We start from the raw sequence: 26,922 nt of genomic DNA, 5'->3' as shown, positions 1-26,922 counted from the left end.
CGGCGCTCATCACGAAAGGAACCTCATGAGCTCACCCACTTCCGCGGCACCAGCCGCTGCACCACCCGCCAGTCCTGAGCAACTGAAGAACGCACGCAACGCTGCGACGTCGGGCTTCGTTGGCACCACGCTCGAGTACTACGACTTCTATATCTTCGCTACGGCAGCAGCGCTCTATCTCCAGCCGCTGTTCTTCCCGGCCGAAGGCGGTGTTGGCCAGATCTTCGCGCTGGCCACCGTCGGCGTTTCATATGTCACTCGCCCGATCGGCGCAATCATGTGGGGGTGGCTCGGCGATGTACTCGGCCGCAAGACCGCCCTGATGGCGTGCATCATCATGATGGGTGTCGCGACGTTCATCATCGGGCTGGTACCCACGTACGAAACGATCGGCATGTGGGCACCGGTGCTCATCGTGCTGATGCGCTTGCTCCAGGGCCTCTCCGCTGGGGGCGAGTCCCCCGGATCCGCCTCGCTCTCGATGGAAACGGCCCCGGATCATCGCCGCGGCTTCTACGCCAGCTGGACGATCGCCGGTGCGACCGCCGGTCTCGTACTCTCCTCGGCGATCTTCATTCCGCTCAACATGCTGCCAGAGGACTTCATGCTGTCCTTTGGCTGGCGTATCCCGTTCCTCCTCAGCATCCTGGTTACTGTCGTGACCGTGTTCATGCGCAGCCGCCTCAAGGAGCCCGAGGTCTTCGAGGAGGCACAGGAGCAGGAAGAGACCGTCAAGGTGCCCCTCTTCTTCCTGCTGAAGAACTACCCGCTCGAGATGCTGCGTGTTGCGGGCATGGCGCTGTTCCTTCTGATGGTCGGGCTGTTCAGCACGTTCTCACTCTCCTACGGCACCCAGGTCGCCGGAATCTCGAACGGTGAGATGCTCGCGCTCATCACCGTGTCCAACCTCGGCACGCTCGTGATGATCCCCTTCCTCGGCCACGTCTCGGACAGGATCGGACGCAGGCCAGTATTCATCAGCGGCTGTGTCGGCATGATCGTGCTCGTCATCGCCTACTTCGGTGCCCTCTCCAGCGCGAGCCCCGGCAACACCTGGCTCGTGTGGATCCTCGGAATCCTGCTGATGTCCTTCGCGTATGCCGCGGCCAACGGCATCTACCCCGTGTTCTTCCCCGAGCAGTTCCCTGCGAAGGTGCGCTACAGCGGCATGGCGATCAGCCTCATGGCCGGTCTCGTCATTGCGGGCTTCGCCCCCGCGATCGCCCAGACAATCAACGGCGATACGAATAACTGGCTCGGCGTCTCCCTGTTTGCCGCCGGTGGCATCGCAATCTCGGCGCTGTGCGCCCTGTTCACGCCCGAGACTGCCAAGATCCCAACGGCTGAGCTCGGACTGAAGGCCGAGAAGTAACCCCGACGACGCACGCACAGTGTGGGGTGGCGCTGGGTCAACTCAGCGCCACCCCACAGCTGTGACCGGAGGAGCACTATGGACCACCATCAGCCCGTCGCCCTGATTACCGGCGGCGCTTCGGGAATCGGCCGCGCGTTCGCGCAGCATTGGATCGCGGCAGGTGGCCGCGCCGTGATCGCAGATCTCAATGCACAGCACCTTGCCGAAGCAGTCAGCGAGCTGGGTCAGGATCACGCGCGGGGAGCGATCTGCGACGTCACCAGTTCCGCCTCCGTTGCGGACGCCGTTGCAGGGATCCTCGCGGTCGAGGGCAGGATCGACACCGTGTTCAACTCAGCGGGGATCGCCAGGCCTGAACCGAGCGATCGCTGCACCGACGCCGCCTTCTCACTGCTCCTTGATATCCACGTGACCGGCACGATGCGCGTGTGCAGGGAAGCCTTCCCAGCGCTCCGTGAGTCGGGTGGCACCATCGTCAACGTCGCCAGTGTCGCGGCCTTCGCGGGGATGCCCGGCCGTGCGAGTTATACATCCGCGAAAGCAGCCGTTGGTGGCCTCACGCGCACACTCGCAGTTGAGTGGGGCACACACGGGATTCGCGTGAACGCCGTCGCCCCCGGGTACGTGCGCACCGCGCTCACCGACGAGCTGCTTGCTGCCGGCAAGCTCAACGACGCTGCGATCCTTGCCCGCACTCCGGTAGGACGCTTCGCCCGCCCCGCCGAGATTGCGGCGGCTGCACACTTCCTCGCGACGCCGCAGTCGTCATTCGTGACCGGGCACACACTCGTTGTCGACGGCGGACTCACCATCGATGGTGACTGGTATTGATGCCGCCGCGGGCAGCGATTTCCCGGAACGCTACTATCGATGAGGGGCACCCGCGCCCCTCGCTCACCAGCCGACGGAGTCACCGACGATGACAGCTCGACCTACACCCACGATCAGCGCAAACACGCGCGTGGCCGCGGGCCTGCGCCAGATGATCCTCGCAGGCGAATACGCCCCTGGCGAGCGTATTGTGCAGGAGGAACTCGCGGATCACTTTGGTGCGAGCAGACTTCCAGTGCGCGACGCTCTGCGGCTGCTTGAAGCCGAGGGCCTCGTCACCTTGATCCCCAACACCGGGGCGTGGGTGGCCAAGCTCAGCCTCGAAGAGTGCGAGGAGGTGTACCAGATCCGGGAGCGGGTCGAACCGCTCCTCGTGCGAATGAGCATCCCTGCGCTTGCACCGTCAGCCGTGCGGCAGTTGCGCGAGCTTTGCGACGCGATGCGAGAGACGGACAGCATTGAGGAGTTTTTGAAGCTCGACCGCGATTTTCACAGCTTGTCGTACTCCGGCGCGCAGACAAGCGTGCTCGGCGAGTTCGTGTCACGGCTCTGGAACACCACGCAGCACTACCGACGTGCCTACTCACAGATTTTCGGTGTGCACGCGAATCGCACGGTGCACCTGGAACACGAATTGCTCGTGCTCGCAATTGAACGCGGTGACGTCGACGAGGCAGAGCGCATCGTGCAATCGCATATCCGAAGCACGCGGTTAAGCCTGGTGCAGCATCCCGAGATCTTCCAGGAGCCCGAGGTGCGCGACTAGCGCTGCGCGCGTATTCCGCAGACACCGCAAGCACCGTTCGCTACTCGCGGGTGTCCCACAGCAGCACGTCAGCCGTCGCTTCGTACGCTTTGCCTTGCGGGAAGCTCACGAGCTCAAACTGCATCCCCCACGGCGCGAGGAAGTACACCCAGCGCTTCCCGAAGCTCGGCCCCGAGCTCGCCGTTGGCGCGCCGAGTACGCGGATGCCACGGTCTTTCAGAAACTCCACCGCAGCGTCGAGGTCGTCCACGTAGAGCGCCACGTGGTGACCCCCGACGTCGCTGTTCTTCGGGGGCACCGTCGCGGCGTCGGCGACGTCATACTCGAACACCTCGAAGTTGGCACCATTGCCGCAGCGGTAGAACCGGATCTCGCGCATCACCGAGTGGTCCTCGATATTGAGGTGCTCACTCATCCAGGAGCCGTTGGGCAGGAACGGACCGAGTGTGTACACATACGCGCACCCAAGGATCTCGGTGAAGAACTCGTGCGCCTGCTCGATATCGGGCACGGTCACGCCGATGTGGTCGGTGCCGCGCAGGCCTGGCAGTGTGGTCGTCACGCTGATCCTCTATCCCCGGCTACGGTGGCAGCGGTGAGCCGGTCGTTGTCGCTATGGTGCTGGCGCAGTCTTGCCATCGCGAGCCTCGCGCCCGCTCCCTCGCCGCGCTCCCATTGTATCCAACCGGAGCCAAAATTAGGGTTTACCTTGGAGTATTCCGATGAATGTCGATGCTCTGGATACGATGTGGATCTGGTCTGCGAGGAACACCAGCACGCCGCAGTCCCCGATTGCAGCTCCCGCCCCCTCCGCTCGGCCCCAGCCCAGCCCGGCCCCGTCTCCCTCCGCCCGGCCCCAGCCCCAGCCGCAGCTCGGGGCATTCGCGCGCCACTGCAATGGACCGCGTAGACTGCGAGCGTGAGTTCTCCCGAAGCATCAAAGGTCGAGCTGCCGGCACGCCGGTAGCTCACACCACATCGTCGCGCTTTTCACCAGGCGCCACTCGGTGATCCCATCATCCACGCTCTGAACCGCTGCGTTCTGAGCCCCACACGATGACACCGGTGATCCCACACGCGTGAGCACTGCTGTGCCGGTCCGCCCACGACCGTCGCTTCCTCACGAAAGACCCACGATGCCATTCATCATCTTCTTACTCGCGTGCGCCGTTTTCGCGCAAAGCACCTCCGAGTTCATGCTGGCCGGGCTGTTACAGCCCATCGCCGCAGATCTCGACATCACGTTGCCCCAGGCCAGCGCCCTCACCTCCGCGTTTGCGGCCGGTATGGTCATCGGCGCACCCAGCGTGGCCGCGGTAAGCCGCCGCTGGTCGCCCCGGCTGGCGCTCTCCACACTGCTCGCACTATTCATCATGCTGCACGTCATTGGCGCGATGTCGGACAGTTTCGCTGTGCTCCTCCTCACCCGCGTAGGCGCGGCGCTCACCAGCGCCGGGTTTCTGGCCGTGACCCTCGCCACCGTCACGGCGCTCGTGCCAGCTGACCGCATCGCTCGCGCGCTCGCGGTTGTGCTCGGTGGAACCACACTCGCCCTCATCGTCGGAGTCCCAGCGGGCGCCGCAGTGGGTGCGGCACTGAGCTGGCGAGCCACGCTCTGGGGCGTCGCGCTCCTGTCGCTCCCAGCGCTCCTCGCGGTGCTCACTCTCGCACCACGCCGCACGAGCGGTGCAGCCCCACTCACCCCCTGCGGCGCGAGTTCGCCGCGCTCCGTCGCAGCACCCTCACCGTGCCGCTCGGAGCCTGCGCGCTCGTCAACGGGGCCACCTTCTGTGCGTTCACCTACCTCGCCCCCGTGGCCACTGAGATCGCAGGGCTGCCCACGACGACGGTTCCCGTGGTGCTCGCGCTGTTCGGCATGGGCGCCTTCGGCGGTGTTGCCGCGGCCGGCCGCTGGGGCGATGTCCACGCGCGGCGCGTCCTCGCAGTGGGTGGAATCGCGCTCTTCTTCGGCTGGGCAATCCTCGCGAGCTTCGCCGCGATTCCTGCAGTGCTCCTCCTCCTGGCTTTCGCGCAGGGAGCGCTGTCGTTTGCCGTGGGGAGCACCCTCATTGCGGCCTCGCTCCGCGCTGCCCCCGATGCTCCCACGATGGCGGGTGCGTTCGGGACGGCGGCGCTCAACATCGGCGCGATGACCGGTCCGCTGCTCGGCGGTATCGCGTACGCGTCAGCAGGCGGCGCTCAGGGGCCACTCGTGATGAGTTGCGCCTTCACACTCGCCGCGGCACTGCTGTTCGTGACGCAGTTGCGCCGCCCCCGGCCGCGCGTTTCCTTCCCGGGCTGACCTCCCTCACGTAGGATAGGCACCGTGCTGCTCTCAGATCGCGATATCAACGCTGAACTCGAATCCGGCCGGATCCAGCTCTCCCCGAGCGACGCGTCGATGGTGCAGCCATCGAGTGTCGATGTACGGCTTGATCGCTACTTCCGGCTCTTCGATAACCACAAGTACGCGGTGATCGATCCTGCAGAGGAACAGCCGGAGCTCACCCGTCTCATCGAAGTGGATCCCGCAGAGGGATTCATCCTGCATCCCGGCGAGTTCGTGCTCGGCTCAACGTTTGAGCAGGTGGGCTTACCCGATGACGTTGCCGCGCGGCTCGAAGGGAAAAGTTCGCTGGGCCGCTTGGGGTTGCTCACCCACTCAACTGCCGGGTTCATTGACCCGGGGTTCGAAGGGCACGTGACACTCGAACTCTCGAATGTCGCAACCCTCCCAATTCGGTTGTGGCCAGGGATGAAGATCGGGCAGCTGTGCTTCTTCCGGCTCACCTCGCCATCGGACCGCCCGTACGGATCCGGCGCAACCTACTCGCGCTACCTTGGTCAGCGCGGGCCGACTGCCTCACGCTCGCACTTGAACTTCCACCGTGCCGACGTGACTGGCACCGAGGCGGGCGCCCCGGGCGCATAACCGCCCTGCCGCCCGCAGAGAGCACGGCTGACGGGGGCTCGCACCCCTGGAGCCTCCGTGTGCCACTCGTCCGCAGTGCGCGGGCGCGCCACGGGCGCTATCGCGACAGCACTAGCGCGCTACGGCCGCTGGCCCGCTACGGGCGCTGCGCCGTGCGGGTATCGCGCTTCGCCTGCGCGGCAAGCATGTCGTTGTAGGCGTGCAACTCGGCTTCGCCCGAGCGATCCGCGAAGCGATCCTTGCGTTTCTGCTCTTTGTCATCGCTGCGCGACCATTGCACGGCGACGACCAGTGCAAGCGCGAGCGTGGGCAATTCGCCGATTCCCCAGGCGATCCCGCCCCCCGTTGATTGATCCTCAAGCGGTGTCGCACCCCACGTGCGCCCCATGGCGCCGTACCAGTCGGCGAGCATGAGCCCGTCGCCGGTCATGATCGTCACGCCGAAGAACGCGTGCGAGGCCATCGTCGCAAAGAGCGTGACGAGGCGGAGCGGATACGGGAAGCGATACGGCACCGGGTCGATGCCAATCATGGACAAGCTGAACAGGTAGCCAGCGATCAGGAAGTGGATGATCATCCACTGGTGCCCGAGATGCTCTGACGCTGCCCAGCGTGCGATCGGCGTGAAGTAGAACACCCACAGCGAACCGGCAAACACGATTGCTGCGACAGCGGGGTGCGTGATGAACTTTGAATACGGGGTCTGCACGGCCCACATGATCCACTCGCGGCCGCCCCAGGAGCCGTCGGTGCGCTTCTCGGCGGCGCGCAGCGCGAGTGTGACAGGGGCGCCGAGCACGAGCATCAACGGAATCAGCATCGTCAGCATCATGTGCGCGAGCATGTGCACGCTAAACATGTACTGCTCATAGGCATTCAGCGCACCGTTGGTCGTGTAGAACAGGAATGCGATGCCGAGCGCCCAGGAGATGGTGCGGCCGATCGGCCAGCGATCGCCGCGCCGGGCGAGCCGGATCACCGCAGCGAGGTAGAGCCCGAGTGCGAAGACGCACACGAGCGCCCAGGCGAGGTCGAACTTCCAGATGGTGAGGTAGCTCGACGGGGTAAGCTCCGGCGGAAGTGGATCACCGGTGAGCCACTCGGCCGGGCTGATCTTGCCTCCCTGGTCTCGTGCCGGCTCCAAGGCAACGGGGGTCGCGGTGCGGCCCAGGGCGCCTGCAACACCGCTCGCGATGCCCATTACGGCTAGCTCGGCGGTCACGAACCACACGAATGCGCGCTGCCCTCGGGCAGAGTCGGCAATGCGCGGGATCAGCCATTGGCGCTGCACCGCGCCGAACGTGCCGAGCGCGATGAGCGAGACCGTCTTCAGGATCACGAGCACGCCGTAGCCCGTGCCGAACAGGGCATCGAGCGAGCCGATACGCAGCCAGGCGCTGACGACCCCTGAAGCAGCGACGCCGATGAAGGCGAAGAGCGCAAGCGTGGAGTAGCGGGCGGCGAGAACTGAGAGCCGCTTTCGGTCGACGGTCCACGCGACGAAGACGAGAGTCAGCAGTCCGCCCAACCACACGGCAGCGCCGATCAGGTGCACGAGGAGGGAGTTTACGGCCTGGCTGTGTCCCGAAGCGCCTGCGGCGTGGCCCTGCTGTGCGAGCGGCAGTGAGGTGGCAAGCGCTGCAATGAGCACCAGCAGCACCAGGCGCCGATCACGCACCGCGAACGCCAGCACGGTCGTCGCCGCGGCGAGGAGGAGTTCGATGAACCACAGCTGGCCGAGCTCAATCTCGGTGACGAACTGGGCGAGGCCCGCGCCGAAGCTGGCGTCCCCGAGAACGGGAGGCCGGAAACGTCAACGTAAGTGAAGATGAGGGTCGCGGCGCTTGCGACGGTCAGGACGGCGGCGGAGCCGGCCGCGATGTCGAGCGCCAGGCGCATCTCGGGCCGCTCACTCGAAAACGCCCAGATTGCCATGACGACCGAGCCGATGAGGCCAGCCATGGCGATGTTGACGAGCGTGCGCGTGATGGGGACGCCGTAGCGCACGACGGCACCGGGATCCACCAGGGTCCGCTCGGCGGCAGCCCCGCCAATTGCGAGCCCCACGAGCAGCATCCCAAGAGTTGCCGCGAGCAGCAGGGCAGGAGCAAGAACACGCAGAGAACGAGGCACACACCTAGCCTACGGCCTGCTCCATGTACACAAGATCAGTCTGGTGCCCGAGAAACACCACACCCCCGGAGCAAATGCCCCGGGGGTGTGGTGAGGTGGGTGAAATTACTTCACGGCAGCCTTGAGCTTGGAGCCAACCGACACCTTAACGCGCTTGCCAGCGGGGATGTTGATGGTCTCGCCCGTGCGGGGGTTACGGCCGGTGCGGGCAGCGGTCGTCGCGGTCTCGAACGAGATCCAGCCGGGGATCGAAACCTTCTCGCCTGCGGCGACAGTCTCAGAGACAGCGGCGAACAGCCCGTCGATCACGTTGGAAACTGCGGCCTGGCTCTGGCCGGTCTCTGCGGCGATCTTAGCGACAAGCTCGGTCTTGTTGAGTGCCATGTTGTGTCCTTCCAGGGCGACGACATTCAATGGCCGAGCCCCTGATCTGGTTCAGGTGTCCCCACCGGTTTGGGAGGGTCCGATCGGTTGATCGCTACGAATCTACCCCAGTTTGGCGGTTTTATGCGGATCCCGTCACGGCAATTCGGCGTGGCGTGTCGCAAACAGACACAAAAATGGGCGCGAACCCCGAAGGATTCGCGCCCATCTCGCGTAGTTCAGCACCTACCGAATCACACGTGCGAGCTGATTACCAGCTCGACTTGGTGATGCCGGGAAGCTCGCCACGGTGCGCCATGTCGCGGAAGCGAACACGGGAAACACCGAACTTCGACAGCACGCCACGGGGGCGGCCATCGATGACGTCGCGGCTGCGCACGCGCACCGGCGAAGCGTTGCGGGGCAGCTTCTGCAGGCCGTTCCGAGCTGCCTCACGGCTCTCGTCGGTCCCGTTGGGGTCAACGAGGGCCTTCTTCAGCTCAAGGCGCTTCGCGGCGTAGCGCTCAACGATCACCTGACGCTGCTTGTTCTTAGCGATCATGCTCTTCTTAGCCATGTTTAGCGCTCCTCTCGGAAGTCAACGTGCTTACGGACTACCGGGTCGTACTTCTTGAGCACGAGGCGGTCCGGGGTGTTCCGACGGTTCTTCTTGGTCACATACGTGTAACCCGTGCCAGCCGTCGAGCGGAGCTTGATAATCGGACGTACGTCCTTATCCTTAGCCATTAGATCTTCACCCCACGCTTCTGCAGATCAGCAACAACGGACTCGATGCCGCGGGCATCGATGACCTTGATGCCCTTAGCCGACAGGGTGAGCGTCACCTTGCGGCCGAGTGAGGGCACGAAGTAGGTCTTCTTCTGGATGTTCGGATCGAACCGACGCTTGGTGCGACGGTGCGAGTGCGAAATGTTGTGTCCAAAGCCGGGGACGGCTCCGGTCACCTGGCACACTGCTGCCATGATGTTTCCTCTCATACCGTGAGACCGGACGGCCTCACCCAAGATTTCTTGTCTGCGAGGGCAACTACTCGATCTCGGCCGAAGCCACGAACGAGCGGAAACGCTCCCACGGTCTGCGCACTGGGACGGCGCACAGCCAAGGAGCAAGCTTACGTTGCTCCGTGACTGCGCGCAAGCCGGGCGTGTCGGCGGGTTACCCCAGCGGACTGTCGGATGCCCGCGGCTGCGCCACGACAGTCCTCACTCACCCCAGCTCGCAGGCATATGCTGGGGAGGTGGCAGCAGAGCAGGCACCGGCGACTATTCGATATGTTGCGATCGGCGACAGCTTTACCGAGGGCGTTGGCGATGAGCAACCCGACGGCTCGGTGCGCGGTTGGGCTGATCTCGTGGCCCAGGGCCTCGCTGACGCACACGGAGCGCCGATCCAGTACGCCAACCTCGCGATCCGCGGCCGCCTGCTCCGCGCAATCCTCGCGGAGCAGCTCGGACCGGCGCTCGCGCTCGCGCCAACGCTCGTGAGCTTTAACGGTGGCGGAAACGACATGCTGCGCCCCGGAACCGATCTCGCCTGGATCGCCTCGGAAACGGAATCCGCGCTGCGCCAGATCCGGGAGGCGGGCGCCGAGCCGCTGTTGCTCGCGGGCGCGAACCCCACTGGCGGGCTCCCAGGGGTGGCCGGGTGCGCGCCAAGGGCGACGAGCTCACGCGTGCCGCTGCGGTAATCGCTGCCGGGCTCGACGTGCGCTTTGCCGACAACTGGAGCGACGCAGAGCTCGCCGGCCGCCAGTATTGGTCGCACGACCGGCTGCACCTCGCTCCCGTCGGGCATCACCGCGTTGCAGCCAACGTGCTGCGCGCACTCGACCTGCCTGCACCAGCTGACTGGATCGTGGACGCTCCGGCTACTCCGGCGCCCACCACTCGCGAACAGCTGCGCTACACCAGAGAACACGTCGTCCCATGGATCCAGCGCAGACTCACTGGTCGTTCGAGCGGCGACGGCCGCACCGCGAAGTACGGCGAATGGACCTGGGTGCTGCCGCGAGGAGCGAACACCTAGTCGAGTCGGGGTGGCGGCGGGAAGCCCTCATTTTCGCGGGTGCCGTCGCTCGCGGCCTCCCCAACTATGTGGCTGCGAAGGTAGTCACGGAGGTAGGGGAAGGCGATCGTGACGAGGCCGTACCCCACCGACTCAATCAAGCCTGTACCGAGGAGACGGTCACGGTACATCGATACATACCCGGGCGCGACCCCACCCATGCGAACTCGGATGTCCTCGGATGTGCTTGGGCCGTCATCGTGCGCCATCGCCGCAAGATAACTGCGGTCCACCTGTGACAGTCCGGAGAGCGCCGGCTCGTGGATAAAGCTGCCCATCGTGCGAAGTGCAAGTCGATGCCCGTGCTGAGCGTCTCGGAGCCTGATCTCCGTCGTTTCGGAGTTGCTGCGCCAGGCGATGTCGCCAATGGACTGCACGAGGAATGGGTACCCTTGCGCGGCGCGGGCTAAGTAGTCAAGTGTCTCGTCTGACACCGTCCGTCCACGCGTGACGATCGGTTCGCGGAAGGCCTCGAGCGTCTCCGGATAGTTCAGCACCCCGATCTTCACCTCTGCGCACCTGCGCAGGAACGTCGCCGTGGTGCTCGCGAGGAAACTCCGCACTTCTCCCTGCACTCCGGCGCCGATGAACGCCACTTCGTGATCCTCGCGCACGAGATGCTGGTACTCACCCGCAAAGACTGCGAACTCCTCAGCGGACGCTCCGCCGACCTCGTCGATGCTGAACAGCACGCCCCCACGACCGTCAAGCAGTCGCAAGATTTCAGCGACCATGCCCCGAAATGTCGGGGTTTCTTCGCGCCCGTCTGGGTATTGGACCGTGATGCTCCCCAACCCAGCCGCGGCAATCTGCGTCACTCGAAAGTTCGCTTCAGGAGCGAGTTCGTTCAGCAGCGCAGGGAGGTGGGTGCCAACGATGCGCTCAGTGAACCCGGCTGATGCCGTCTCGGAGACCACTCGCCAGCCTGATTCGGCCGCGAGGTCCTCTGCCTGATTGAGCATGACGGTCTTTCCGACACCTCGCATCCCGGTGATGAGGATCCCGCGTTCCTGCGGCCACTGCCCAATTTCCAGGCCAGAGCGAAGTTGCTCGATTGCCCCGGATCTGCCAGCGAGAAACGGTGGGTTCTTTCCAAACCCCGGCCTGAATGGACTGTCCACGGCGTCTCCGATCCGAACTTCTTGAGTTCCTTTATACCATGAGATGACTTTATATCCTTTATATCTTCATAGACCTTTATATCCTTTATATCTCTCGCTGAGGCCTCGGCCGCGGCGCAGCTCACCCCCCGGTCTCATCCCTGGGGCGGAGAGGAATCGTACCTGGGGACGATGTGCACAGGCAGCAGATCCGAAAAACTGGAATCCTCGACCGTGCTGCTCCGGACGAGGCGCGGCTGAGCGAGCTCTGTGCGCCCTGGGGCCCCATCCGAAAGGCGCTATGTCCTTCCTCACCCGCACCAGCCTGATGAATCGGCTCATCGTGGGGCTCATCACGCTCGCCATCGCGGTGCTCGGGATCTTCTCGATGAACTCGCTCAAGCAAGAGCTGATGCCTTCGATGCAGGTGCCCATGGCCATGGTGTCCGTGCAGTCCCCTGGCCTGGCCCCCGAGGAACTCTCGCGACTCGTCACCGAGCCGACCGAACAGGCCGTCGGCGCGGTACCCGGCATCACGAAAGTCTCATCGACGACTTCGGCGGGCGACGCCACAGTCATGGTCGAGTGGCCGTTCGACGGCGACAAGGAGACGCTCGCCAAACTCCGTTCCGCGGCCGAGGCGCTAAAGCCGACCTTCCCGCAGGGCACCGAGATCACCGTGTTCTCTGGCGGCGCCGATGATATGCCCGCCATGATGCTCAGCGCAGCGTCGGAGGACGACCCCGGCACGCTCGGTGACGCTCTGAACCAGACCGTCATTCCCGCGCTCCAGGGCGTGCCCGGCGTGCAGAAAGTCACGCTCGAGGGGCGAGAAGAGCTGCGGATCATGATCGATCTCCGCCCGGCGGACGTGACGCGACTCAAGGTTGATCCCACTCAGATTCCCGGAGTGCTCGAGGCCCACGGCGCCGCACTGCCGGCGGGCGAAGCTGAGGCCCCCGAAGGCGCCCTCGCGGTAACGGTTGGTGGCGCGTTGACCTCCGTTGAAGAAGTCGCGGCGCTCCCGATCGCGGTCGAAAACGGGGTGGTCAAGCTTTCCGACTTCGCAGATGTGAAGACCGAGGCGCAGCCGACCGAGTCCATCTCTCGCGTCAACGGCAACCCGGCGCTCACGCTTCAGGTCAAACCCGGCCAGGGCGCAAACGTCATCGACATCTCGCACGGGGTAAACGAAGAGCTGGATCGCCTCGCCCCCACCATCAACGCCGAGTTCATTACGATCTTCGACCAGGCGCCGTTCATTGAGCAGTCCATCGAGGATCTCTCGGTCGAGGGCGGGCTTGGCCTGCTATTCGCTGTGCTCGTGATCCTCGCGTTCCTGGGCTCCTGGCGATCGACGATCATCGCGGCGATCTCAATCCCCCTCTCACTCCTCATCACCCTCACCGGCCTGCTCTGGAGCGGGAACACGCTGAATATCCTGACTCTCGGCGCGCTCACGATCGCCATCGGTCGCGTAGTGGACGATTCGATTGTGGTGATCGAAAACATCACACGCCGCAAGGGAGCCGGCCACCTCACCATCGAGGGCGTCGTGGCTTCAGTGAAGCAGGTCGCTGGCGCAATCACTGCGTCCACGCTCACCACCGTTGCCGTCTTCTTGCCGATCGCCTTTGTCTCCGGCATTGCCGGGCAGCTGTTCCGCCCGTTTGCGATCACCGTGTCGATCGCGCTCATCGCGTCGCTCGTCGTCGCGCTCACCATCGTTCCGGTGCTCGCCTACTGGTTCATCCGCGGCAAAGAGCGGCGCGGAGCTCCCTCCGCACCGAACGCCGAAGCTGCTGCAACCCCGGGCGACTCCGCTGTGCTCGCCTCCAGTCACCCTGCGGACACCGCAGACGCAGTGCACACCTCCGAGCTCGCGCAACCTACCCCCGGTGATGACACGGTGGAGCTCGCGCGCCCTGTGCCAGCAACGTCGGCCGTATCAGCGGTGTCGGACGGCCCCGTAACCGGGTCCACCCCGGCAGCGGGCACGGTGAGGATTCAGGACGGAGGCGAGCACTCAGATCTCGACGAAATCCACACCGCACCTGACCGCCTACAACGCGCGATCATGCCAGCGCTGAACGCGACACGGCGCCACCCTGTCATCACACTCGTGACCTCTGCGCTGATCCTGGTCGGCACGCTGGGCATGACCTCCATGCTGCAGGCCGACTTCCTCGGATCGTCAGGAAACGAGAGTCTGCAACTCACCCAGTCCCCCAAGGAAACCACGGCGGACGAGCTGGTAGCCGTTGCTGAGCCCGTCGAGGCGGCACTCGGCAAGGTGCCTGGCGTCCGCGACGTCATCACGAACATCCCCGTGAGCGTTGCAGGTGCGCCCAGCACGATCTCCTACGACGTTCAGCTCGAAGAAAACGCTGACGTCGAGACCGTGAACGCCGCGGTGCAGAAGGCACTCGACGGACTCACAGACGCCGAGGAAATTCAGATCCTGACTCAGGATGCGTTCGTCGACGCCGGCGGTTCCGGGATTGCGTTGCAGATCCGCGGCAACGATCCGGCAGCACTGCGCGAAGCAAGCGATCTGCTCGAGAAACAGCTCGCCGATGAATCCGGCGTCCAGTCCGTGAAGAGTGAACTCGCTGGCGAGCAGCCGATCGTCCGTGTGAAGTTGAACGAATTGCAGGCCGCGAACATTGGCTTCAGCCCGGCCACCGTGGCGCAAGCGGTGCAGGAGGCACTCGAGGGCAAGAACGTCGGCAGGATCATGCTCGAGGGCCGGGATCGCGACATCATCGTGCGTACTCCGGGCACTGAGCGCACGGCTGAGCAGCTCGGCGAGATCCTTCTCCCGGTCACCCCGGTGCAGACCGCACAGGCGCAGAAGATCGCGGCCGACGCGCTCAAAGCGAAGGGCGAAGAGGAAGCAGCGGAAGCCGAGCGGAAGCAGGACGCTGAGCTCGCGCAGCAGATCAATGATGCCGTTACCCAGCGCGCCGAGATGGCGGCGCAGGTGGGACCGCTCAATGAGCAGCTCGCCCAGCTGTCAGCTGCTCCGATCGTCGCTGGTCCGCCACTCTCGCCGGAAGATGACGCTATGGCGCGCGCCGTGCAGGAACGGATGGAGCAGCTCGCTGCCCTACAGGGTGCGATCGCGAGCGCCCAGGGCGGGGTCGAGGGAATCGACGAGCAGATCACCTCGCTGCGCGATATGCAGAATCAGACGGCCGAAGGGCGCGCCAAAGCTGCAGAGGCAGAGGCAGAGCAGAAGGCGGCCGCCGAGATTACCGGCTCGGCGATCCCGCTCAGCGCCATCGCCGAGGTGAAGCAGGAACTCACCGCCCCCGTGATCACCCGAGCTGACGGCGAGCGCCAAGTGGCACTCACCATTACGCCGGAGAAGGGTCAGCTCGAAGCTGCCACCGCGGCCATCGACCGCGCGATCGCCACGACAGAACTCCCCGCCGGCGTGAGCTTCGAACTCGGCGGCGCAAGCGCCCAGCAGGACGACGCGTTCGGACAGCTCGGCCTCGCCATGCTGGCAGCGATTGCGCTCGTGCTGCTAGTCATGGTGGCGACGTTCCGCAGCTTCCGCGGACCGTTCGTGCTGCTGGTGTCAATTCCCTTCGCTGCGACCGGGGCGATCCTCGGCCTGCTGCTCACGAACACACCACTCGGGCTGCCCGCACTCATCGGATTGCTGATGCTCATCGGCATCGTAGTGACCAATGCGATCGTCCTCATGGACCTCGTCAATCGACTCCGCTCAGCTGGCGCCGACCTCGACGAGGCGGTGGAGCACGGCACCCGCCTGCGCCTGCGCCCCATCCTGATGACGGCGGCAGCCACCATCTTCGCGCTCGTCCCCATGTCACTCGGTCTCACCGGAGGCGGTGTCTTCATCTCGAAGCCACTCGCGATCGTCGTCATTGGTGGCTTGATCTCCTCGACATTGCTGACGCTGATCCTGGTGCCGATCCTCTACACGCTCGTTGAGCGGCGCCGCGAGAATAAGCTCGCGAAGCGGGCGACACGCAGGGAACGGCGCGAGGAACGGCGCGCCGAGCGTGCAGAGACCCGGGAAACGCAACGGCAGCTCGCAGGCAAGGGGAGGCGCGCACGCCAAAGCCGAAGCGCGATCCCAAGCCACCGCGTGAGCCGAAGCCAAAGCGTGAGCCGAAGCCGAAGCGAAAGTCCAAGCGCGGCGAGCCTGAGCCGCCCACCGAGTTCACCGAACTCGCGTAGCCCCCGGCCACGGCAGCCGCGGGTGTCAAGCCAGAGGCCCCGCCCCAACTCTCTGTTGGGGCGGGGCCTCTGGCAATCCGCAGCGTTGACTCAGAGGAGCTAGCGACCCGCCGCGCGGCACCGTTCGCACAGGCCGAAGAGATCCACGATGTGCTCGATCTCCGTGAAACCGTGCTCGGCGCCCACACGTTTCGTCCACTCCTCAACCACTGTCGCGGAAAGCTCTCTCGTGTCACCGCAACTGCGGCAGATCAGATGGTGGTGGTGTCCCTGGGTTGCGCAGGATCGGAACAGGTTTTCGCCCTCAGGGGACTGCAGCGAGTCGGCCTCGTCACTCTCAACGAGGCTCGCCAGGTTGCGATACACGGTCGCGAGACCGATCGTTGATCCGGCGTCGCGCAGCACCTGGTGCAGTTGCTGTGCGCTCACAAAACCGTGCGCCTCAGCGAGCGACGCGCGCACCGCTTCGCGTTGCCAGGTGTTCCGTCTTGGCTGCATCTCACCCCTCCTGGGCTGGTGTTCTGCTCCCCACCGTAGCGAACTCGGCGTCGCCCCGCCCACGTTGGCCAGCACGGCTGCGCTGCACGAGAGCCTTGGCAGCAACAGCGAGTAAGAAAATTGCTGCAATGACGAGGCCAACAGCGCCGCCCGCAGCGATCCCGAACTCGCGGGAAATCCAGAGCCCAAGCAGGCCTCCGCCGATACCGATACCGGCGGCGAGCGGCGGGATCCATTCCAAGCGCGACGTCAGCGCGCGCGCTGTCGCTGCTGGACCGATGATCACCGCGACGCCGAGAATGGCACCGACCGCCGGCATCGCGACGACCACGGCGGCCGCGATGACACCCGTGACAATGAGCTCAACTGGCCAGCTCCGGAATCCGGCTGCAGCAAAGCCAACCGGGTCAAAGGAGTGGAACAGGATCCGCCGCCAGCTCACTGCGAGCACGAGGAACACCACGACGAGGACCGCGCCGGTTGCCGCAACGTCAGCCGTCGACACGCTGAGCGGAGAGCCGACGAGCAGCGCTTCGACGGGAATACCGAGGCCAGGGTTCAGGCTCGCCAGCAGTGTGCCGAGCGCGAAGCCGAACGACAGCACCACGCCACTTGTGACTTGGCGCCCCTGCCCGGGAATCCTGCCGAGGAGCGTCATCAGCAAGACGAGCACGAGCGCGAATAGGGCCTGACCGAGCAGCAAGTTCCAGCCGACGATCGCAAATACGACGCCGCCTGGGAAGGTCGCGTGGCTCAGCGCCACTGCGAAGAACGAACGCTTGCGCAGCACGATGAGCGTGCCAGCGAGCCCAGCGAGGAGTCCGAGCAGCGTGAGCTCCAGCGCCGCAAGTGCAAAGTAGCTCATGCGCGCACCTCCCGCCGTGTGAGCACTCGCGCAAGCGCGGCAATGCCATAACAGGCAACAAGCAACAGCACCACGATCGCGCCGGGCGAGACCGTTGCCCCTGCGCCAACTGACCACTCGAATGAGAGCCACAGGCCGAAGATACCAGCCACGAGCGGCAGCAGGATCGCGATCGGGATCAGCAGGGCAAACCGCGGTGACAGCAGTCTGGCCGCAGCCATCGGCACGGTGAGCAACGCAAGCACCATCAGCACGCCGAGCGCCTGCACCCCGGCGACCACGAGCAACGCGACCGCGATCCCGAGCGCGAGGTCTGCAGCAAGGGGTTTGAATCCCGCCGCCTCTGCGCCAGCTGCATCGAACGCGCGAAAGAGCTGTGCACGCCAGGTGACCCCGACCACGGCAATGGCGGCGATCGCCACGACAAGGATCTGCCACAGCTGCGCTTCCGTGACGGTCAGGAGCCTGCCGAAGAGCAGCTCTTGCAGTTGGGAGACGTAGCCCTCTTGCCGAGAGACAAGCACAATGCCGAGGCTGAACAGCCCGGTCAACACGACCGCAATCGCTGCGTCAGCGCCCACCCCGCCCCGGTGCTCCAGCACCGTGAACAGGACGGCAGCGACGATTGCGGCGAGCACAGCGCCCGGCAGCACCCCGCCAGATCCGCCGATGGCCGCCCCGATCACCAGTCCGGGGAACACGGCATGCACGAGCCCGTCGCTCACAAATTCAAGCTCGCGGAAGCTAATGAATAGCCCGACGACGCCTGCGGCAATCGCGAGAATCACGACGGTTCCGAGCGCGCGCCACATGAACGGCAGCGCAAACACCTCAAGTGGGCCGTGCGCCGCCACGATACTGGCGAGCTCAGTCACTCCTCAGTCTCCCGAGTCGTGGTCACCGTGTGATGATCCAGCTCCACCGTCGCGTCGTGGAACGCGTGCTGCACCGCGGCGAGTGTGAGCGCTTCATCGAGTGGGCCAAAGCCCGCCGGGTGGCCCGGCTGGTTCGGCTCATGACCGCTCGCGAGTAGCAGCACATGCGAGCACGCCTCGCGAGCAATCTCCAGATCGTGTGTCGACACCACGATCGTCCGCCCCTCGTCCCGCAACTCAGCGACGAGTTGCAGCAGAACCTCGCGATTCTCACGATCAAGTCCATTGAAAGGCTCGTCCAGGAGGAGGAGCTTTGGATCCGACACGAGCGCCCGCGCGAGGATCCCGCGCTGCTGCTGACCACCGGAGAGCTCGCCGAAACGGCGGCCAGCAAACGCCGCGAGCCCTACCCGTTCAAGTGCGGCGGCCACCGCTGCTCGCCCGGCACCACCAATCGGGCCCAGCGCCCCCGTGAGCGGTACAGCCCCATGGTGACGACCTGGCGCAGCGTAATCGGCAGCGTTGTGTCCCGCGTATCCGCCTGCGGCAGCGAACCGACCGCACGGCGGGCGCGATCCGGCGCCATGTCCAGCACCCTGATACTGCCAGCGGTGCGATCCGCGAGCCCCAGGATGCCCCGCAACAGTGTGGACTTACCCGAGCCGTTGGGCCCGATGAGCGCGAGGGCAGCGCCCGTCGGCAGCTGAAACGTGAGGTCCTCTACTCTGGTGACCCCCGCGTAGCCGAAGGCGGCGTGGTCAAGGGCGAGTGCAGCAGTCATCACTGCAGCGTATCGGGGAGCGGAGCAGCAGTTTCGCCCCACGCCTCCAGGATGGTGCGCGTGTTGTGGACCGTCGCGCTGATGTAGGTGTCTGCGCCGCTATCGGCGACGCCGAGCGAGTCTGCGTAGAGCGACTCGGCGTCGATCACGCGGACTCCGGCCTCAGCCGCGATCGTCCGAGCAAGCTTCGGGCTCATCGAGGACTCGACGAACACTGCCGTCACGCCGCGGTCCTTGATGGCAGCCACAAGGGCATCGATATCGGCGGCGCTCGGTTCAGCGTTGTCCTCGAAGCTTGGCAGGATCGCGCCGGCGAAGTCGATGTCGTAGTCGTGCAGGAAGTAGCGGAGCGAATCGTGTCCGCTCACGAGCACGCGCTTGGCCTCGGGGACCGCTGCGAATTGCTCGCTCACCCAGGTGTCGAGAGCCTGCAACTGCTGCACGTATGCCGCGGTGCGTGCGTCGTAATCGGCAGCGTTCGCTGTGTCGATCCGCGCGAACTCCTCGCCGATGTGTGCAGCCATGCCCTCCGCGTAGCGCGGGGAGGTCCACAGGTGCGGGTTCGTGGCACCGTGATCGTGGCCGTCGTGGTCAGTGTGGGCACCCTCGGCAGCTTCCGCGGTTTCTGTGCCGTGGTCGTGCTCGTGGTCCGAGTGATCCGTACCAGCCTCTGCTGTCTCGGTAGCTTCAGCGGTCTCGGCGCCCTCGGCCGCGTGGTCCTGGTCCTCGTGGTCGTGATCCGCGTGGTCATGCTCCGCGGCACCACCCGCCTCACCCTCTGCGGTGATCTCCGTGGCCTCCGCGAGATCAATCCCATCGCTCGCGGTGATGACCTCACCGTCGAATCCGGATGCGTCGATCGCGTCGTCGATGAAGCTCTCAAGACCAGCTCCGTTGACGATGAGCACATCGGCTTCGCTCAACGCAAGCAGGTCAGCGGGTGTGGGGTCAAAGTGGTGCGCTGAGCCACCCGGCACGAGCAGGCCGCGCAGTTCGATGTCGTCCCCACCAATTTCCCGCGCGAAGTCCGTGAGCTGCGTGGTCGTGGCGACCACCTTGAGCGAACCGTCCGCGCCGGAAGCGCCGGCGGTGTCGGCAGAGCAGCCAGTCAGAGTCAGGGCCGCGGCTGCGGCGAGCGCAATGCCGCCAAGGAGCGCGGACTGGGGGAAGCGGCGAGTGCCGTGGAGGGAGAGTGTCATAGTGATCTTTCTAAATGAGAACCACTATCACTCTACTCGCTCATGAGAACGGTTCGCAACAGGGGCGGGGTGCAGCTTCGCAGCGCTCGCCCAGCTCGACGCCACACAGGGGATTCGAGCTCATGCAGGAGATTCGAACTCATGCAGGACAGAACAGGCAGAACCCTCCTGCACGAGCTCGAATCTCCTGTGTGAACCCGACTCCCCGCTCGACCCCTTCAGCCCGCGTGAACTCGACGCCCCGCTCGACCCCTTCAGCCTGCGTGAACCCGGCGCCCCGCGCGGCCTGTTCAGCCCGCTCGCCTCCTTCAGCCCGCTCGCCTCTTGGGAAAGACAGCGGGCGCGCATAGGCTTGACGCATGAACGGCACCAGGCGCCGGATCGCTCCGGCACTCGCGATGGCAGTGGGGATCATCGGGGCACTGGCGCTGCTCGCCCTGTTCCCCGCCTACGCGCTGGGCGACTGGAACCGACCGGTTGACCCGTGGGAGACGGCGCGCGTGCAGCTGCTCGAGATCAACGACTCCAACGCGAGCAGCGCACTCGGCGCCCCCATTGACCCGGACACTTTCACGCTGCTCGAAGACACTGGTGACGGCGGGATGCTGTTCGCCGCCCTCACTACTCAGGGCGCCGTCGTCGCCGGGGTCGCGGACACCACAGGTCAGTGGCAGTCGCTCTGCTCCTCTGCTGACACGGGACCGAGCGCGCAGGTCACGTGCGAGACCTGGGCGTCTGACGGCGAGCGCGCATACGGGTTCTGGGTGCAGCGCTCCGACTCCGCACCGAACGGCTTCCGGTACGACATCACCTACGGGCCACGAGGCAGCTAGGACGCACACTGCTCAGCTATGGTGAGTCTATGAACTCGCAGCGCCGCGTCGGCCCAGCCTTCGCCATGACCGCGGGGGTCGCCGGCGCACTGGTGCTCGCCGCCATGTTCCCCGCCAACGCAGTCGGCGAGTGGAATACGCCAACTGACCCGTGGGAGGCAACGCAGGAGTGGATCATGACGAACTCGCTCCACGCGGAGCCCGGCATGGCGCCGATCCCCGACTCGATCGAGCCGCTGGAGCAGACCGCGGAGGGGTACTTCCTCTACGGCGCGGTGTCCCAGGCCGGCAGTGTCATGTTCGGCTTCGTGAACGAAACCGGCGGCGTCACCTGCGGGGCTGCTGAGGGAACCCCGGAGGAAGAACCCGAGTTCAGCGTGGCCGAGTGCGGCTGGGGCTTCAGCGACCCGGACTACTTCGGTGCTGCCTGGGTCGAGCTCGCCCCGGCATCCCCCACTGGGTACCGCCACCACCTGCGCAGTTTCGCCACTCAGGCAGAACTCGACGCCTCCTTCGCTGATCACGAGAACTCCGCGGAGTAGCCCGTTCCCGACGCAGGCATAGGCTGGGGGCGTGATCGACATTTTTGGCGGCACGACCGCGAACGCAGATTTCCCCGCGACCGCACACGAGCTTCGCAGCGCGATCCAAGCGGGCGAGCTCTCGGCCCGAGAAGCGGTGGCGTGCTCACTCGCTCGGATCGCAGATCGCGCCGACCTCGGCGCCTTTGTCACCGTGACAGCGGACCTGTCCCTCACCGAGGCCGCAGCGCGTGACGAGCACTATGCGGCCACGCCGCGCTCCGAACGCGCAACTCCCGGCACTGCACGGGATCCCCATCGCGCACAAGGACCTCACCGACGTCGCTGGTGTACCCACCACGCACGGCAGCGCTGCGTTCCCACACCCCCGGCGAGCAGTGACGGCCTGAGTGCCAGAGTGCTGCGCGCGGCGGGCGCGATCTCACTCGGCAAGACCCAGGTGCCAGAGTTCGGGCTCACCGGCTACTCCGAAAACCTGATTGCCCCACCGGCACGCAATCCACTCGATCCCGAACGCACCGCTGGCGGATCCTCTGGCGGCAGTGCGGCGGCGGTCGCGGCGGGAATGCTGGCACTGGCACCAGCGAGCGACGGGGGCGGCTCGATCCGGATCCCAGCACTCGCGTGCGGCCTGATCGGACTCAAGCCGGGGCTCGGCGCGATCCCCGCAGACATGCAGCGCGGCCCGCACGACGAGTTCGGGGCACCGCGCCTCACGGTGACTGGGCCGCTCGCGCGATCGGCGGCCGACGCAGCTCTGCTCTTCGACGCGATGCGCGCTGAGCCAGGCGATCCCGCCGAGCCAGCCGTCGCAGCCGTGCAGCGCGCGGACGCCCTCACCGGGCTGCGGATCGGCGTCTCTGCGACTTCCCCGTTCGAGGCGGCGCACCCGGTTCCGCTCTCCCCGAGGCCAGGGCCGCGCACGAACGGGCCGCCACGCTGCTCGCAGATCGTGGGCACCGGATCGAGGCGGCGGACTTCAGCTACGATCCCGTCTACCCACACGCCTTCACCACGGCGTGGACGGCCGGCCTCTCGCTGCTCGAGCTCCCGGAAGGCGCGGAGGAACAACTGACTCCGCTCACGAGACTGTTTCGCGAGCGCGCGCTCGCTCGCCCACGCAACGCACACGTCACCGCCGCCTCACAGCTGCGCGATTTCGCGACCGAGGCGCGCGCCCAGTGGGGCCGCACCGACGTCGTGCTCACGCCCGGGCTTGCGATGCTCCCGCCCCGGATCGGCGCGTTCACCTCGCTCACCCCTGACGAGGATTACCAGTTGCAGTGCGAGTGGGCGCCCTACACATCGATGGTCAACGTCGCAGGGCTCCCAGCGATTGTCGTCCCGATCCTCACGACCCCGGCCGGCCAGTCCTTCGGCGTCCAGTTAATCGGTCGCTACGGCGCCGAGGAGACGCTGCTGCAGCTCGCGGCGCAGCTCACCGCGGCTTAGCTCGCGATCTCCCCGGCACCCTACTGCTCGCCGAGCTACGCCGGGTCCGCCATCAACGCCCTGGCTTCCCCGATCAATGCGACCGTCGCCAGCGTCTGTGCGAGCGGACGCAGCGGCGATTCGGTCAGCCCCGCTTCAAGGCAGCGCGCCACCTCAAGCGCCTCCCAGAACAACTGCGTATGCGCGAGCGCAGCTTCGTCGTGCCGCAACACCGTGCCGTCGTGGAACCGCACGACGACCGGGCCCGGCTGGTAGAACGGGGCCGCGAGTTCCAGCGTCGCTTCTGTGCCAGCAATGAACGCAGTGGTCGGAGTCTCGGCGAGCATCGACGCGCTCACCGTCGCGAGACGGTCAGCGGGATCCGCCAGCAACGCATGGAACTGCCCGATCGCGCCGTGCTCCGGGTGCCGCTGCCCGTGGGCGGCCACGACGCGGAGCCCGGGCAATACCTCGTTGGCGAACATCAGCGTGTAGCTGCCGATGTCGTTCATCACGCCACCGCCCTGCGCCGGATCCATCGCCCGGTGGTGATCGACGAGCCGCTCACCGAGGTTCGCGGAGACGGAGACCACGTCGCCCAGCATCCCGCTCGCAAGAATCTGCCGCACGACTGAGTATCTGGGCAGCGCAAGCGTCCACACGGCCTCCATCGCGAACACCCCGCGGGATCTGGCGAGCGTGACGAGGCGCTGCGTGTCCTCCAGTCGCGGCGTCATCGGCTTCTCCACGAGCACTGCTTTGCCAGCCTCGATCGCGAGCGTGGCGTGTGCGAGGTGATCGAGGTGCCCGGTGGCGACGTAGACCACGTCGACGTCCTCCGCCGCGACCAGCTCCTCGTAGCTGCCGTATGCCCGCGCGATCCCGTGCTCCGCCGCGAACTCCGTCGCGCGCTCACGCGTGCGCGATCCCACTGCCACGACTTGCTGCACGGTATTCGCCTGGAGTGCTTCAACAAAACGGGCCGCGATCCACCCCGTCCCGAGGATCCCCCAGCGCTTCGCAGGAACCGCGCGCGGATCGGGCACCTCGGGGTGGGGAGCGCTGCAGGGACCGCGGCAGGAACCGCGGCAGGAACCGATCCAGTGCGCTCGATCCCGCTCATCGCGCTTCCGCCACACGCACGAAACCGCCTCCGGCCCGCTTCGACGCCACTGCAGCGGCAGCGACACGGGTCGCCTGTGCGCCGTCATTGACAGTCGCGAGCGTCGGGGCGCGGCCGGCGTCGGTGCCGATACTGCCAATGCGCATGCGCTGCTCTCTCAGTGAGTGCGGGAAGCCCGCGTTCGGGGGATGATCTACTGGTCGTAGGCGCCGGGAACGTTCTGATCCCAGTCGATAATGGAGCCGGTAACGACGCCGCTGCGCTCGCTGAGCAAGAAGACGACCGCATCGGCAATCTCATCCGGTCGCCCAAGCTTGCCCATGGGTTGGGCCGCCTCGGCCGATGCGAGCCAGTCGTCAGCCGCGCCGTGGAAGTTCTTCTGCGTTGCAGCCTCACCGGGGGTCGCGGTCCAACCGATGTTGAGACCGTTGATCCGGATCCGGTCGAAGCGATGCGCGAACGCCACGTTCTTCGTGAGCCCGGCAAGGCCTGCCTTCGAGGCAGTGTATGGCGCGAGGTAGGGCTGACCGCCGTGCATCGCCATGCTGATGATGTTCACGATGGTGCCTGATGAGCCGCGCTCTCGCATGTCCGCGACCGCACCCTGCATCGTCATGAACGGCACGACGAGGTTGAGGTTCAGGTGCTCCTGCAGCAGCTCGCGGCTCGTATCGAGCAGCGTGCCGCGAGAGGTTGCACCCGCAGCGTTCACGAGGCTATCGACGCGGCCGAAGCGCGCGCCGGTCTCTGCGACGACACGCTCCGCCTCACCAGGCACCGCGAGATCCGCGATGATCGCCACCGCTTCGAAAGCCGGGGTCTCGTCCGCAGCACTCGCGGCAGCACCAGGAGCACTGGGAGCACCGGCAGCAGCGCGCGCGGCAGCACGGATCGCGACGAGCGCCACCTCTGCCTTTTCAGCGGTCCGGCCCACGATGGCGACGCCGGCGGCACCCTCGCGGGCCGCCGCCTCAGCGATCGCTCGGCCGAGCCCCTGTGTGCCACCGGTGACGAGGAGGACCTTCTGATCAAGCAGTGGCTGCATCGTGGAGCTCCTTCGAACCAGGGCGGAGGGGGAAGCCGCTCAGCGTGTAGATGGCGTCGATGAGTTCCATCGTGCGGCGTGAACGATCGAGTTCCGCTGCTGAGCGCTCACCAGCGTGCAGCGCCTCCCGGATCCGGCGGAGCTGGTACGCATACGAGGAGATCGTGCCAGTGCGTTCCTCGCGCGTCTCGCTGCCGACCGTCACCAGCAGACGGTCGTCCTCTTGCGGCTTCACGAAGTTCGGGGAGCGCACCTCGCCGCGCTCCCCGATCACGCGGTAGCTGAATTCCCACTCCGCGCTGACCATGCTCGCGCGCAGTGTGGCTGGTACGTCGCCCAGACGCAGCTCTGCCGCGATCGAGGCGTCGAGCCGCGCATCTGGTTCGTGCGGCACCCCGGTCGCGGTGGCGAGCGAGACCGGCAGTGCCAGCGCGTCAGCGAGCACCAGCAGCGCGTTGACGGCGTAGCAGCCCAGATCCATCATCGTGCCGCCCGCGAGCTCGAAGTTCCAGCGCGGATCGGTCGCTGGCGGTGACGGCATCAGCATCGCCACCTGCACCTCGCGCAACTCCCCGATCTCGCCGGATCGCACAACGTCGAGGAGACGGCTCATGAGCGGGTGGTCAGCGTAGTGGAACGCCTCCCACGCCCAGCCCCTCGCGCGCTCCAGCTCGGCCGCGACCACGTCGAACTCACCGAGGTTCGCGGCAAACGGCTTCTCCACAAGCACAGAGCGCCCGGCGCGGAGCGCCTTGACCGTCCACTCGGCGTGCAGCCCGTTCGGGAGGCCAATGTAGAGCAGATCGAGCGACTCGTCGGCGATCAGTGCTTCGTAGTCGGCGTGACTGCTCTCGAAGTCATGCTTGGAGGCGAAGACCCGGGCGCGCTCAGGATCGCGCGCGGCAACTGCGGCGCGCACGTCACCGGTGTCTCGGCTCGCCTCGATGATCGCGAGCTCAGCGATCCGCGAGGCGCCAAGCAGCCCGATTCGCAGTGGGGCACTCATGCCCCAACCTCTGCGCGGATGAACGCGATACTGCGGCGCGCATTCTCAAGCGCGCGCTCGGCGTCTGCTTCGGATTCCACCACGGTGTCCTGCTCGATGACGTACCAGCCGGCATACCCGGCATCGCGCAGGGCAGCGACGATCTCCGGAATGCGCGCATCTCCTTCCCCGAGGGCGCAGTACATGCCCTGCTGCACGCCGTCGCGATAGCTGATCTCTCCGGCACGAACGCGCCCAGCGACATCCCGGCTCACGTCTTTGAGGTGCGCGTGCACGATGCGATCGGCGTGATCCCGCACCAGTTGCACTGGATCACCGCCGCCAAGGGTGAAATGCCCGGCGTCGAGGCAGAGCCCGATCCGGGACCCGCTCAGCACACGTTCGACAGCGGCAGGCGACTCGACAACGGTCCCCAGGTGCGGGTGCAGCGTCGCAACCACACCGACCGCCGCAGCCGCGTCGAGTGCCCGATCGAGATTGCTCACGAGCGTGCCCCACTCGGTCTCGCTGAGCTCACTCACACCGTCATAGCCTTCGCGGCCGGTCACTGCGGAGAGCACGAGCGTGTCAGCCCCTGCGGCGACATACGCCTGAAGCTCACGCTCGATGGCGGGCAGCGGATCCTGGTCCGCGTCGTGCAGCACGATCGGGAAGAAGCCGCCCACCGCGGTGAGTCCGGCCTCGGCGAGCACCTGCGCGCGCTCGGCAGGAGCATCGGGCAAGAATCCTTCCGGCCCGAACTCAGTCGCGCTCACGCCCAGGCTGGTCATCTCGGCGAGCACTCGCTCGCGGTCCAGCTGCACCCCCCAGTTCGGAACCTCGATAACGCCCCAGCTGATGGGTGCGGCGGCAATTCGTGCGTTCATGGTGACTCCTTTGGACGTGTGCGTGGGTGCGGGTGTGGAACCGATTTCGGAACGATCA

At 66.0% G+C, this 26,922-nt stretch carries 26 protein-coding genes and 3 pseudogenes; 11 read left to right on the top strand and 18 right to left on the bottom strand.

The features are described from left to right. The first annotated feature begins 25 nt into the window (after positions 1–25). The 3 genes from K1X41_RS09560 (at position 26) to K1X41_RS09550 (ending at position 2,972) form a co-directional block, all read left to right on the top strand. Positions 26–1,372: an MFS transporter gene (locus K1X41_RS09560; protein ID WP_132205421.1), complete on the top strand. Its 1,347-nt coding sequence runs from the start codon at positions 26–28 to the stop codon at positions 1,370–1,372. A gap of 78 nt (positions 1,373–1,450) precedes the next feature. Continuing rightward, complete coding sequence (locus tag K1X41_RS09555; RefSeq protein ID WP_133616384.1) at positions 1,451–2,206, top strand: SDR family NAD(P)-dependent oxidoreductase; 756 nt, start codon at positions 1,451–1,453, stop codon at positions 2,204–2,206. An 88-nt stretch (positions 2,207–2,294) separates the two neighbouring features. Beyond that, on the top strand, positions 2,295–2,972 hold the full coding sequence (locus K1X41_RS09550) for a GntR family transcriptional regulator (protein WP_132205425.1): 678 nt from the start codon (positions 2,295–2,297) through the stop codon (positions 2,970–2,972). Between the two features lie 40 nt (positions 2,973–3,012). Here K1X41_RS09550 and K1X41_RS09545 read toward each other — a convergent pair whose 3' ends face one another. Further along, on the bottom strand, positions 3,013–3,534 hold the full coding sequence (locus K1X41_RS09545) for a VOC family protein (protein WP_243642923.1): 522 nt from the start codon (positions 3,532–3,534) through the stop codon (positions 3,013–3,015). 574 nt (positions 3,535–4,108) lie between these two features. On the opposite strand from K1X41_RS09545, the pseudogene K1X41_RS16125 reads away from it, so the two are divergent. Then, positions 4,109–5,274 (top strand): annotated as a pseudogene (locus K1X41_RS16125) (Cmx/CmrA family chloramphenicol efflux MFS transporter). A gap of 24 nt (positions 5,275–5,298) precedes the next feature. Beyond that, positions 5,299–5,904, top strand: a complete 606-nt coding sequence (gene dcd / locus K1X41_RS09530) for a dCTP deaminase (RefSeq protein ID WP_132205431.1) — start codon at positions 5,299–5,301, stop codon at positions 5,902–5,904. A 136-nt stretch (positions 5,905–6,040) separates the two neighbouring features. Here dcd and K1X41_RS09525 read toward each other — a convergent pair. The 5 genes and pseudogenes from K1X41_RS09525 to rpmB all read right to left on the bottom strand — a co-directional run bounded on the left by K1X41_RS09525 (position 6,041) and on the right by rpmB (position 9,383). After that, positions 6,041–8,037, bottom strand: a pseudogene (locus K1X41_RS09525) (cytochrome c oxidase assembly protein). A gap of 105 nt (positions 8,038–8,142) precedes the next feature. After that, the gene (locus K1X41_RS09520) at positions 8,143–8,421 is read right to left on the bottom strand and encodes an HU family DNA-binding protein (RefSeq protein ID WP_130453227.1); all 279 of its coding nucleotides are present in this window, start codon (positions 8,419–8,421) and stop codon (positions 8,143–8,145) included. Between the two features lie 250 nt (positions 8,422–8,671). Then, entirely contained in the window at positions 8,672–8,977 is a 306-nt protein-coding gene (gene rpsN, locus K1X41_RS09515) for a 30S ribosomal protein S14 (RefSeq protein ID WP_132205433.1), read from the bottom strand. Positions 8,978–8,979: 2 nt separating this feature from the next. Continuing rightward, positions 8,980–9,147 carry a 50S ribosomal protein L33 gene (gene rpmG / locus K1X41_RS09510; RefSeq protein WP_087012838.1) on the bottom strand — a complete coding sequence of 56 codons (168 nt, stop codon included), beginning with the start codon at positions 9,145–9,147 and terminating at the stop codon, positions 8,980–8,982. After that, entirely contained in the window at positions 9,147–9,383 is a 237-nt protein-coding gene (gene rpmB / locus K1X41_RS09505) for a 50S ribosomal protein L28 (RefSeq protein ID WP_087012835.1), read from the bottom strand. Before rpmB ends, rpmG begins: the two co-directional genes overlap by 1 nt. A gap of 275 nt (positions 9,384–9,658) precedes the next feature. Between rpmB and K1X41_RS09500 the strand changes: the two are divergent. Continuing rightward, positions 9,659–10,446 (top strand): annotated as a pseudogene (locus K1X41_RS09500) (SGNH/GDSL hydrolase family protein). On the opposite strand, the gene K1X41_RS09495 reads toward K1X41_RS09500, so the two are convergent. Next, the gene (locus tag K1X41_RS09495) at positions 10,443–11,606 is read right to left on the bottom strand and encodes an ATP-binding protein (protein WP_220174453.1); all 1,164 of its coding nucleotides are present in this window, start codon (positions 11,604–11,606) and stop codon (positions 10,443–10,445) included. The pseudogene K1X41_RS09500 and the gene K1X41_RS09495 sit on opposite strands and share 4 nt — an antisense overlap. 280 nt (positions 11,607–11,886) lie before the next feature. Here K1X41_RS09495 and K1X41_RS09490 point away from each other — a divergent pair, with 280 nt between their 5' ends. Continuing rightward, the gene (locus tag K1X41_RS09490; RefSeq protein ID WP_220174452.1) at positions 11,887–15,903 is read left to right on the top strand and encodes an efflux RND transporter permease subunit; all 4,017 of its coding nucleotides are present in this window, start codon (positions 11,887–11,889) and stop codon (positions 15,901–15,903) included. On the opposite strand, the gene K1X41_RS09485 is transcribed toward K1X41_RS09490, so the two are convergent. From K1X41_RS09485 to K1X41_RS09465, 6 genes are read right to left on the bottom strand one after another with little or no spacing between them, the layout of a single operon-like run. Further along, complete coding sequence (locus K1X41_RS09485) at positions 15,900–16,298, bottom strand: Fur family transcriptional regulator (RefSeq protein WP_133616379.1); 399 nt, start codon at positions 16,296–16,298, stop codon at positions 15,900–15,902. The two genes, K1X41_RS09490 and K1X41_RS09485, sit on opposite strands and share 4 nt — an antisense overlap. Before the next feature lies 1 nt (position 16,299). Then, positions 16,300–17,163: a metal ABC transporter permease gene (locus K1X41_RS09480; protein ID WP_132205443.1), complete on the bottom strand. Its 864-nt coding sequence runs from the start codon at positions 17,161–17,163 to the stop codon at positions 16,300–16,302. Next, positions 17,160–18,038: a metal ABC transporter permease gene (locus K1X41_RS09475; RefSeq protein ID WP_220174451.1), complete on the bottom strand. Its 879-nt coding sequence runs from the start codon at positions 18,036–18,038 to the stop codon at positions 17,160–17,162. The genes K1X41_RS09480 and K1X41_RS09475 overlap by 4 nt, the downstream gene beginning before the upstream one ends. Then, complete coding sequence (locus K1X41_RS15680; RefSeq protein ID WP_258566422.1) at positions 18,035–18,469, bottom strand: metal ABC transporter ATP-binding protein; 435 nt, start codon at positions 18,467–18,469, stop codon at positions 18,035–18,037. The genes K1X41_RS09475 and K1X41_RS15680 overlap by 4 nt, the downstream gene beginning before the upstream one ends. After that, the gene (locus K1X41_RS15675; RefSeq protein ID WP_258566421.1) at positions 18,445–18,819 is read right to left on the bottom strand and encodes an ATP-binding cassette domain-containing protein; all 375 of its coding nucleotides are present in this window, start codon (positions 18,817–18,819) and stop codon (positions 18,445–18,447) included. The genes K1X41_RS15680 and K1X41_RS15675 overlap by 25 nt, the downstream gene beginning before the upstream one ends. Then, entirely contained in the window at positions 18,819–20,018 is a 1,200-nt protein-coding gene (locus K1X41_RS09465) for a metal ABC transporter substrate-binding protein (protein WP_220174450.1), read from the bottom strand. The genes K1X41_RS15675 and K1X41_RS09465 overlap by 1 nt, the downstream gene beginning before the upstream one ends. A 359-nt stretch (positions 20,019–20,377) precedes the next feature. On the opposite strand from K1X41_RS09465, the gene K1X41_RS09460 reads away from it, so the two are divergent. Genes K1X41_RS09460 through K1X41_RS15965 form a run of 4 tightly spaced genes read left to right on the top strand, consistent with a single transcriptional unit; the run spans position 20,378 to position 22,845 of the window. Further along, complete coding sequence (locus K1X41_RS09460) at positions 20,378–20,851, top strand: hypothetical protein (RefSeq protein WP_220174449.1); 474 nt, start codon at positions 20,378–20,380, stop codon at positions 20,849–20,851. A 29-nt stretch (positions 20,852–20,880) separates the two neighbouring features. After that, positions 20,881–21,393 carry a hypothetical protein gene (locus K1X41_RS09455; RefSeq protein WP_133616376.1) on the top strand — a complete coding sequence of 171 codons (513 nt, stop codon included), beginning with the start codon at positions 20,881–20,883 and terminating at the stop codon, positions 21,391–21,393. A 31-nt stretch (positions 21,394–21,424) separates the two neighbouring features. Continuing rightward, positions 21,425–22,468 carry an amidase family protein gene (locus tag K1X41_RS16235; RefSeq protein ID WP_463674514.1) on the top strand — a complete coding sequence of 348 codons (1,044 nt, stop codon included), beginning with the start codon at positions 21,425–21,427 and terminating at the stop codon, positions 22,466–22,468. Beyond that, positions 22,357–22,845, top strand: coding sequence for an amidase family protein (locus tag K1X41_RS15965; RefSeq protein WP_309478082.1), 489 nt, complete (start codon positions 22,357–22,359; stop codon positions 22,843–22,845). Before K1X41_RS16235 ends, K1X41_RS15965 begins: the two co-directional genes overlap by 112 nt. Before the next feature lie 35 nt (positions 22,846–22,880). Here K1X41_RS15965 and K1X41_RS09445 read toward each other — a convergent pair whose 3' ends face one another. From K1X41_RS09445 to K1X41_RS09425, 5 genes are all read right to left on the bottom strand, one after another. Further along, a complete protein-coding gene (locus tag K1X41_RS09445; protein ID WP_220175877.1) occupies positions 22,881–23,870 on the bottom strand; it encodes a Gfo/Idh/MocA family protein in 990 nt (329 codons plus the stop codon). A gap of 73 nt (positions 23,871–23,943) precedes the next feature. Then, positions 23,944–24,093 (bottom strand): hypothetical protein, encoded by a 150-nt coding sequence (locus K1X41_RS09440; RefSeq protein ID WP_258566420.1) that lies wholly within the window; start codon positions 24,091–24,093, stop codon positions 23,944–23,946. Between the two features lie 47 nt (positions 24,094–24,140). Then, complete coding sequence (locus tag K1X41_RS09435; RefSeq protein WP_220174448.1) at positions 24,141–24,992, bottom strand: SDR family oxidoreductase; 852 nt, start codon at positions 24,990–24,992, stop codon at positions 24,141–24,143. Continuing rightward, a complete protein-coding gene (locus K1X41_RS09430; RefSeq protein ID WP_220174447.1) occupies positions 24,976–25,998 on the bottom strand; it encodes a Gfo/Idh/MocA family protein in 1,023 nt (340 codons plus the stop codon). The genes K1X41_RS09435 and K1X41_RS09430 overlap by 17 nt, the downstream gene beginning before the upstream one ends. Continuing rightward, positions 25,995–26,864, bottom strand: coding sequence for a sugar phosphate isomerase/epimerase family protein (locus tag K1X41_RS09425; RefSeq protein WP_133616372.1), 870 nt, complete (start codon positions 26,862–26,864; stop codon positions 25,995–25,997). The genes K1X41_RS09430 and K1X41_RS09425 overlap by 4 nt, the downstream gene beginning before the upstream one ends. Positions 26,865–26,922: the final 58 nt, after the last annotated feature.

Source organism: Leucobacter luti (assembly GCF_019464495.1).
In the GTDB taxonomy this organism is placed as follows: Bacteria; Actinomycetota; Actinomycetes; order Actinomycetales; family Microbacteriaceae; genus Leucobacter; species Leucobacter luti_A.
This window is presented reverse-complemented; position numbering and strand designations above follow the sequence as displayed.